A 6,000-nucleotide genomic window follows, 5' to 3' on the forward strand; every position below is an offset into this window, starting at 1 on the left:
ACTCATACTTTATCGAGTCCTTGTCACAGAAATTGTTAGAGATGAAAAAAGCATTATTTGCAGCAAAATTGCCTCTTAAAGTAGGGGCAATCTTTAAAACGGCGATTCTAGCCTTGGTAACTGTTGCTTTCTTGCTGGTTAGCGACATTGCTATGCCTCAATCCGCTTCAGCTTATCCATTTTGGGCGCAGCAAACCTATCCTGAAACTCCTCGCGAACCTACAGGACGAATTGTTTGCGCCAACTGTCACTTAGCGGCGAAACCATCAGAAGTAGAAATTCCTCAATCGATTTTACCCGATACAGTATTTGAAGCTGTAGTCAAAATTCCTTACGATACCAGCGTTCAGCAGGTAGTCAGCGATGGCACAAAAGGAGGTTTGCAAGTTGGGGCAGTATTAATGTTACCTGAAGGCTTTAAAATTGCTCCCGCCGACAGAATCCCAGAAGAAATGAAGGAAAAGGTAGGGGATCTTTATTTCCAACCTTATAGCGAAACTCAAGAAAATATTGTGTTAGTTGGACCTTTACCTGGCGAACAATATCAAGAAATTGTGTTTCCGGTGCTTTCTCCTAATCCAGCGACGGACAAAAGCGTTCACTTTGGCAAATACTCCGTTCACTTAGGCGCAAATCGCGGACGCGGACAAGTTTACCCTACGGGTGAAAAGAGCAATAATGCGGTTTACAACGCTTCGGTGGCGGGAACTATTAGCAAAATTAGCCCCGTTGAAGAAGGTGGTTATCAAGTCACAATTTCTGGCGATAGTGGCGACACTGTAGACAAAATTCCTGCCGGACCCGAATTACTCGTTGCTCAAGGGCAAACGGTAGCTATAGGCGACGCTTTAACCAACAACCCTAATGTGGGTGGATTTGGTCAAGCCGACGGCGAAATAGTGCTGCAAAGCGCTACGCGACTGAGATGGTTGGTAGTATTCATATCTGGAATTATGCTATCTCAAGTCATGTTGGTATTGAAGAAAAAGCAAGTAGAGAAAGTTCAAGCTGCGGAGATGAATTTTTAATATTTAGCTGACAATATTTTTTTGGGGACAGGTGTAACCTGTCCTTTTTTGTATCATCAAGTTTAGGGAAAAGGCGATAGCGCAAGCGCGCCCGGTAACGGGCTTCGCATTTCTAAACGTTGATAAAGGCAAATTACAACTAAAGAACGTGTATGAATCAGGATTTATCGGTTTTTCTTGGGTGTGCGGGGTTACTAATTGGTTACTTATTTTTTTCCGCAGCAACAGAAATGGGTACTAAGCTACCTTGGAGAAAATAGCAGATAAGTTTTTAGAGACGATGCCCAAACCGCAGAAAAATACCACGGATATCGAACCAGGAACTATATTTATGGTTATTTGCGTTCTACTGCTTTTACCATTACTGCTGACTGGTTTTTTTTCGCAATAATTGGCAATTATGGGGATTGGTTATGTCAGATACATCTATTGAAACTCGCTACAATGCGTTAATTGATCGCATTGTCCAAACTACTTTAAAAGGTCAAATAAGCTCTAAAGAACAGGTTTATCAATTGCTACGTCAAGAGGTAGAACCCGGCACGGGAGAACTATTTGAGCGCTTTTTGTCTCAACAAATTCAAGCATTCGAGCAGCAAAATAGCCAAACTGACGAATTAAAGCAAGCTAAAGCTATGCGTAGCCTCCGCGCCCTTAAAACTATTCAAGGAGAATGGGAGCGCGTACAAAAAGATTTAGCGGTTTCTAGTACCCTAAATGATGCCTTAGAAACGATTTTTGCTGCCCCAGAGGGTGAAGTCTTGGGGGCTTTAATTACAGCAATTGATCCCAACCGCAACCCAGCTTTGACTCTTAGCCAAATTCAGCAATTAGCCGTTAATCTCCAAAAACAAGTACCATCAACAGATGGCGAAGCCGCCCAACTCGCTCAAGGGTTAATAGCTGGTATCGCCTCTTGGCAATCGTTGCAAGATTACTTAATTAGCTGGATGTACGACAACCTAGAACCATTGGGTTTTGTAGGTGTACCAGGACAAAGGGGCCCTTGGACAGTATGGGCGAAACAGGTAAAAAGTCCTTTAATGCGATCGCTCTTTCAAACTTTAGCTTTGCAGCAGCCTGTAGACGAGTGGATTTCTCAGCAAGACAATATCAGTTTAAGTGCTTGGGTAGAACTTGCTGTAACTATGCAGTGCTTGCAACAAGGTTTAGTCGCTTGGTTCAATAAACAAGCTTACAATGCCAAGGCTGGGGCTAATTTATCAACTTCTACCTTTTTAACTTTTGCCGCTATTTGGTCACAATTAGCCAATGGTTTGAGACAATCGTTAACTTCTAGCAATTATCTAGATAGCTGTTTTCAAATTACCTTGCAAATTCTCCGCACCTTTGCCCAAACTAAAGATTTTCCACTTTATGGGGGGATTTTTGCTTTGTTTAGTGGCGATCGCCTACGTTCTACTTTAAGCTACTTCGACGCACCCTTAAAGCAAGTTGAAGGTACTCAAGAAAAAGCGCGAATTTTAACTTTACTCGGCTATTCTCTCCAAGCTTTAGGTCAATTAGAACCAGCCAAAGCTTTTGCCCAACAAGCTTTAGACATTGCCCAAACTAGAGGGGATATTCAGTGTGAAATTGCTAATCTCAATCATCTTAGTCGCGCTTGCGTCACCCAAAAAGATTACGAAAGCGCCATTAACTACAGCCAACGGGCGTTAATTTTGGCTCGTCAATCTGGGGAGCGTTTGGGAGAAGCCAACGCCCTAGCTAATCTGGGCTACAGCCAAGTATTTCAAGGACAGCAGTTGCAAAGTGAGCTTGAAGTATACGAAAGTGCAATTCAATACCTCCAGCAAGGATTAGAATTATCCAAACGCTTAGGCGACGAGCAAAGTCAGGCTTTGTGTTGTAGTAGTTTAGGCGTTGCTTATCTAGTGCTTTCTCAACCCCAAAATGCTATTCCCTATCTAGAAATTGCCTTACAATCTGCTAGAATTTCTGGCGATTTGTATCTTCAAGGGCAAAACTTTGCTTCTTTAGCATCCGCTTATTACAGCAGCCAAAATATAGAGATGGCTATGACTACGGGAAGTTTGGGGATGTATCTATTAGAGCAAATTGGCTCAGTGCAATGGCGACAACCCGCAGGCTTATTGACAATTTTGCAAGGACAACTTGGAGACACCGCTTTTCAAAACTTGCTTAAACAGTGCAGAGCGCAAATTATCCCTGTAATTGGAGTCGATGGTTACGATTACTTACCCTTACTCCTAAATCAGTATCAACAATCGCTCTAAACTTTGACAACTTCATAGTTTCTAGGAGCTACATTATCTCTCTGTTAAAAAGAGCCTGCGCCCTCTCTAGGTCTAGCTACAGACATTTCACAAATCGAGATTCCAACAACCGTTGCGATCGCAATTGATAAGTTTTGAGTAAGTTTGCACTTTCACAAATATCCGCCTCAAACGATCGCCTCGTTGATTAGTAGCTGCTATTTTTATACTAATATATTTTTTTTGAGGTTAACAATCAATGAAAAGGTATAAATTTATGCTGTTATTTTAATCAGTTTAGGCATTTCTACTAAGGTTACAGCTTTACATACGGGCTAAAATTGATAGCTAGGCGATCGCACTTGATTAGTTCTACTGGCGCAATAGATTTAATTGCGAACTTAAATATTTTCCCCATTCGGCGGCTAAGGGTATTTCGGTAAAAGGAACCCGCACGGGCGGCGCTGATGGAACAAAACTAAACTCTAAAGCTATTTTTCGCCCTTTAGTCGGTGGAGACTCCATCTCTACTAGGCGATCGTCTACCACTAAATTAATTGCTTGGACATCATTTAATAAAAATGTAGATTGGTTAATTATTGCTTGTCTAGTCGGTTTTCCCCAGGTTAAATCGTTACCTTTTTTAGCTAGTACAGCGTAAATATCGTACTTAGATTTTTCAAACTCGGCATCCGCCGCCCATCGCCGATAAGTTTCAACTTTTTGGTATTCGTTCCAGCCTAAGCCAGCCAACCAAACAAATACCAATAATAAAGATAACCAGATTAAGCCGCGTTCCATTTAGTTTCCTTGCTTGAAAATATAAATTTGTGGTGAGTATCTCAAAAAATCATCCCAAATAAAGAGCCTATAGGTTATTTTGTCAGTACGATAGTGCCACTAATAAATTGCTATGAAAAGGGTTTTACTGCTGTGCTTGTTTCTAGTTGGGATAAGTTTCGCCCTATTTAATTTTAAAGGGCTGGCAAATCAGGGCAAATTTGACTCAATTGTGCTTGATTTTAGAGAAGATATACCTGCGACAGAAATTAACGAGAAAATAAACGCGATTTCTAGCCAATTTAATTTTATACCGCAACTTAACAGTGCTTTTTCGGTAAGTGATCGCGTGTATGTGGTCAAAGGCGATCGCAATACGCTAAAAAGTTTAAAAAAGTTTAATTTAGCCAAAGCAACCGAATACATCGAACCAAACTATATTTACACAGCTTTAGTTGCTCCCAATGACCCTGACTATAGCAAACAGTGGAACCTGCGTAGTATCAACATCGAATCTGCCTGGAGCGAAACAAAAGGCAAAGATGTTACTGTTGCGGTGATTGATACCGGAATTAGCCGCGTACCAGACTTAAAAGACACAACTTTTGTCGATGGCTACGACTTTGTAAACGATCGCATTCTTGCCGACGATGACAACGGACACGGTACGCACGTAGCGGGAACGGTTGCCCAATCGACCAACAACGGCTATGGTGTCGCGGGAATAGCTTACGAAGCAAGTTTAATGCCTTTAAAAGTATTAAATAGTTATGGCGGCGGAACTGTTGCCGATATTGCTGAAGCTATTAAATTTGCCGCCGATCATGGCGCAGATGTAATTAATATGAGTTTGGGTGGCGGTGGTGAAAGTCAAGTCATGAAGGAAGCCATAGACTACGCCTATGGTAAAGGTGTGGTAATTGTGGCGGCGGCGGGAAATGAAAATCAAAACTCCGCTTCTTACCCCGCTCGTTACCCCCACGTGATCTCCGTAGCCGCCTACGATGCAGCTAGTGAAAAAGCTCCCTACTCAAACTTTGGCGCGGGGGTAGATATTTCTGCTCCTGGAGGTAGTGATGCCGGGAAGATTTTACAAGATACTATCGACCCAGAAACGGGCGTAGCATCAATTCAGGGCTTTCAAGGTACAAGCATGGCAGCACCTCACGTAGCAGGGGTTGCAGCGTTAATTAGAGCCTCTGGGGTGACTCAACCAGAGGAAGTTTTAGAAGTCTTACAAAAGTCTTCAAGAGTAATTCAAGAAGACGGTTTAAACTACTACGGCGCAGGACAATTAGATGCCGCCGCCGCCGTCAAACTAGCTCAAGCCGGAAAAATTAGCTTTCCTCACTTCTTTCGCTGGTTAAGAGAGAATGGCTACCTTAATTTGCGGTTTTGGATTGATGGTGGAGCGATCGCACTTTTACCTAAAATTGCCATGGTACTCGGTTCTTACTTACTGGCATGGTTTTTAGGCACTTACTTTCCCTTTGCTTGGAGTTGGGCGTTGAGTAGCGGTTTAATTGCTGGAAGTTCGGGTTTATTTTTCCTGCGTGGTGTCTACATCTACGATTTGCCTCAATGGCCATTGCGCCTATTGGGTAGCTCAATTCCTGAATTAGGTAACGCTTTAGCAGGCGATAGTGTCCTCAATCCTTTGTTTGCTAGTGCCTTGATTCCCGTCGCCTTAATTGCTTTATTTCTCGGTCATCCTAGCTGGAAATGGTTTGCAATTGGTACATCTTTAGGAGTTGCTAGTTGCTTGCTTGTCAGCGCTGTAGTTACGCCTGATATTTGGTGGTTAGGTGAAGGGTTAATTGCCCGTACTTTCTTAATTAGTAACGCGGCTCTTTGTTATGGATTAGCATGGTTAGCGATGGTGCGATTCGTTGAATAGTGAATCACGGTGAAAGCCCGTACATAACTATTCCAGCCAAGACTCCCAAGTCTAGCTG

4 protein-coding genes are annotated in these 6,000 nt (G+C 42.6%); 3 read left to right on the plus strand and 1 reads right to left on the minus strand.

The window, feature by feature from the left end:
- Window positions 1-41 precede the first annotated feature (41 nt).
- Entirely contained in the window at window positions 42-1,028 is a 987-nt protein-coding gene (gene petA, locus C7B70_RS12965; RefSeq protein ID WP_106369455.1) for a cytochrome f, read from the plus strand.
- Window positions 1,029-1,441: 413 nt separating this feature from the next.
- Window positions 1,442-3,286: a tetratricopeptide repeat protein gene (locus C7B70_RS12970; protein ID WP_106369456.1), complete on the plus strand. Its 1,845-nt coding sequence runs from the start codon at window positions 1,442-1,444 to the stop codon at window positions 3,284-3,286.
- Window positions 3,287-3,637: 351 nt separating this feature from the next.
- Here the strand turns inward: C7B70_RS12970 and C7B70_RS12975 are convergent, their stop codons facing one another.
- Window positions 3,638-4,066 (minus strand): hypothetical protein, encoded by a 429-nt coding sequence (locus C7B70_RS12975; protein ID WP_106369457.1) that lies wholly within the window; start codon window positions 4,064-4,066, stop codon window positions 3,638-3,640.
- A 112-nt stretch (window positions 4,067-4,178) separates the two neighbouring features.
- On the opposite strand from C7B70_RS12975, the gene C7B70_RS12980 reads away from it, so the two are divergent.
- Window positions 4,179-5,942 carry a S8 family peptidase gene (locus C7B70_RS12980; protein ID WP_106369458.1) on the plus strand — a complete coding sequence of 588 codons (1,764 nt, stop codon included), beginning with the start codon at window positions 4,179-4,181 and terminating at the stop codon, window positions 5,940-5,942.
- Window positions 5,943-6,000: the final 58 nt, after the last annotated feature.

Source organism: Chlorogloea sp. CCALA 695 (assembly GCF_003003885.1).
Taxonomy (GTDB): domain Bacteria; phylum Cyanobacteriota; class Cyanobacteriia; order Cyanobacteriales; family Chroococcidiopsidaceae; genus Aliterella.

Bases quoted from the DNA above. Each gene is read 5' to 3' on its own strand.
- petA (WP_106369455.1), top strand. From the start codon at position 42: ATGAAAAAAGCATTATTTGCAGCAAAATTGCCTCTTAAAGTAGGGGCA.
- C7B70_RS12970 (WP_106369456.1), top strand. From the start codon at position 1,442: ATGTCAGATACATCTATTGAAACTCGCTACAATGCGTTAATTGATCGC.
- C7B70_RS12975 (WP_106369457.1), bottom strand. From the start codon at position 4,066: ATGGAACGCGGCTTAATCTGGTTATCTTTATTATTGGTATTTGTTTGG.
- C7B70_RS12980 (WP_106369458.1), top strand. From the start codon at position 4,179: ATGAAAAGGGTTTTACTGCTGTGCTTGTTTCTAGTTGGGATAAGTTTC.